Annotated in this window: 1 protein-coding gene; it reads right to left on the minus strand. The window is 69.9% G+C overall.

Translation table 11 applies throughout. The features are described from left to right. Positions 1–72 precede the first annotated feature (72 nt). A partial coding sequence (locus tag KBI5_RS17650) for a heavy metal translocating P-type ATPase (protein WP_116289950.1) occupies positions 73–1,514 on the minus strand: 1,442 nt, incomplete at its 5' end.

Below are 1,514 nucleotides of genomic sequence, written 5' to 3' on the forward strand. Positions count from 1 at the left end.
CCGTGAGTGCCGCGATCATGGCCGGCGGCATCCTCCGTTGGCCGGCGCCCAGAACCGGGCTCGAACACACGATCAGCCCATGCCTACGGCGTCGCCGTTCGCCACGTTTCTCCAGGTCCCCGCCACCGAGCTGATCCGCTCACTGAGAGCCGACCGTTCCTCCGTGCCGCGTTTGGACGGAGGTGATCTCAGAACTCTGAACCTATTCCCGAGGCGCGCGCCAGCTGTTGATCGCGCTTGGTGATCGGGCTTCTTGCTGGTGGGCGTGGTGTGCTGGGCGCGGTGCCAGGCGTGGGTTCGCAGGAGGCGGAGGCCGTTGAGGCCCACGATGATGGTGGAGCCTTCGTGCCCGGCGACGCCGAGTGGGAGCGGGAGGGTCGCGAACAGGTCCCAGGCGGCGAGGACGGCGATGAAGGTTGCCGCGACGGCGAGGTTGGCGATGACCAGGCGGCGGGCGCGGCGGGCGAGGGCGATCAGGGCGGGTAGTGCGGCGAGTTCATCGCGTGTGATCACGGCGTCGGCGGTGTCGAGCGCGAGGTCGGAGCCCGCGCGGCCCATGGCGATACCTACATGTGCGGCGGCCAGTGCGGGCGCGTCGTTGACGCCGTCGCCTACGACGACGAGCCGGTCGCCGGTGGCTTCCAGATCGCGCACGGCATCGACTTTGTCCTGGGGTAGGAGACTGGCACGGACGTCGGTGATACCGAGGCCGGTGGCGAGCCGGGTGGCGGCGCGTGGGTTGTCGCCGGTGAGCAGAACGGGGCGGTTGCCGGTCAGTGTGGTGAGTCTCGCGATCGTGTCCGCGGCGTCGGGGCGGGTCTGGTCGGTGAGAGCCAGGACCGCGGCGGGGGTCGCGTCGATGCGGACAACGACGGCGGTGTAGCCGGCGTTCTCGGTGGCGGTGACGAGGTTCGCCGCGTCGTCGTGGTGGCTGCCGATGGGCAGGAACTGGGCAGGGCTGCCGATGTCGACGAGCTGCCCGTTCACCCGGGCGGTGACTCCTCGTCCGGGCTGGGAGGTGAAGTCCTCGGCGGCGTGCGGGGTGATGCCCCGGTCCCGGGCCGCGGAGACGATGGCGCGGGCGAGCGGATGTTCGGAAGGGTCCTCGGCAGCGGCGGCGTAGGCGAGGACGTCGTCCTCGGTGGCGGTTCCGAGGGTATGGATACGGGCGAGCCGGGGATTGCCGTCGGTGAGGGTTCCTGTCTTGTCGAAGGCGACGTGCGTAGCGGTGGCGAGGCGTTCGAGGACAAGGGTGGACTTGACGAGGACGCCGTTGCGACTGGCGGTGGCGACCGCGGACAGCAGCGGGGGCATCGTCGCGAGGACCACGGCGCAGGGCGAAGCGACGATCATGAAGGTCATCGCGCGGAGCAGGGTGGGACGCAGGTCGGCGCCGAGCAACAGCGGGACGGTGAACAGGGCGAGTGTCGCGGTGACCATGGCGAGGGAGTACCGCTGTTCGATCTTCTCGATGAACAGCTGGGTGCGGGCCTTGGTCGCACTGGCGTGTTGGA

It is taken from the genome of Frankia sp. KB5, assembly GCF_002099325.1.
In the GTDB taxonomy this organism is placed as follows: domain Bacteria; phylum Actinomycetota; class Actinomycetes; order Frankiales; family Frankiaceae; genus Frankia; species Frankia casuarinae.